This is a genomic window from Streptomyces odonnellii (assembly GCF_000981895.1).
GTDB lineage: Bacteria > Actinomycetota > Actinomycetes > Streptomycetales > Streptomycetaceae > Streptomyces > Streptomyces odonnellii.
The window spans coordinates 1-1,246 of record NZ_LATD01000140.1 but is presented as its reverse complement, the minus strand read 5'-3'; the positions used below and the strand labels follow the sequence as shown (position 1 = coordinate 1,246).

At 70.2% G+C, this 1,246-nt stretch carries 1 protein-coding gene; it reads left to right on the top strand.

The genetic code is table 11. The annotated features are described in order from the left end of the window. Positions 1-1,246, top strand: a 1,246-nt coding sequence (locus tag WH07_RS39750) for a choice-of-anchor M domain-containing protein (protein WP_157877344.1), incomplete at both ends; no start/stop codon positions are given.

Sequence of the window (1,246 nt, the reverse complement as noted above, 5' to 3'; positions counted from 1 at the left end):
GGCGGGGGCACGGTGTGGCGGGAGCCCTCGACGGTGGTCCTGCACGCCAAGCCGGAGACGGAGTACGCGATCGACGGCGCGATGATCGAACCCGTACCGATGTTCGAGGAGACTCCGGGGTATCCCGTCTGGCTCCTCAACGGCGTCGGCTCCGACGACCGCTTCGACCTCGATCCCGGCTGGAGCACCGCCGAACTCCCCGCCGCGCGGGCCGAGTCGGCCGGGGTGCGGCTGGCGGAGGTCCAGGGCCCCGGCGACTTCGCCATGTTCTCCTGGGACTGGGCGAACGGTGCCCAGGCCGAACCGCTGCTGGTGGAACGGCTGCCGGAGTACGCGTCGTTCACCCTCCCCGACTCCGAACGCTTCACACCCATGTGGGGTTTCACGGCGGAGGGGGTCTACCGGCTGACCTTCGAGATCTCCGTCGACATCGGGGGCGGCGAGCGCGGTGTCGACAGGGAGACCGTCTCCGTCGTGGTCGGTGACGACATCGATCCCGGACAAGTGCTGCCCGGCGACGGGTCCACCCCATCACCCACACCCACACCGACCACCCCTGCACCCACGTCCTCCGGCTCCGGCCCGGGGCCCGATCCGACCGTGTCGCCGACACCGACGCCGACGCCGCCGAGGGGGTATGTCATCGACGACGGGCATATCGACCTGGCGACCCGGCTGGTCGGCGGCGAGCTACGGTTCCAGATCAAGGACGGCGCGTACGAGACCCTGGTGTGGCGCGAGCCGGAGAGCGTTGTCATCCATGTGAAGCCGCAGGCCAAACGGAAGATCGGCGCGGGCTACGAGTTCCTGGGGACGGTCGGCGACCCGGTGTGGTGGCTGCCCGACCAGCAGGCGCCAGGGCTGGTCTGGCCGGGCTGGGGCTCGACGGAGCTGGATCCGGCGGATTTCCGCGGGGATCTGACGTACGAACTGACCGCGGTACGCGGACCGGGGCGGCTGGCCGCATTCCAGAACAGCGGTCTCGGCGGGCTCACCAACGTACTCAACAGCGGCGACGGGCTGCCGGACAGCTTCTCGTTCGCCACCCACACCCATGCCCACCCGGTATGGGCGTTCACCGAGGAGGGCGTGTACCGGGCGACCTTCACCATGAGCGGCACCCTCGCGAACGGTACGAAGGTGGGCGACAGCGAGACCCTCGCCTTCGCGGTGGGGGACATCGATCCGTCGACGGTCGTCCCGGGGGACGGAGACGAAGGCGGGGGCGAGGACGGGGGAGGAGACG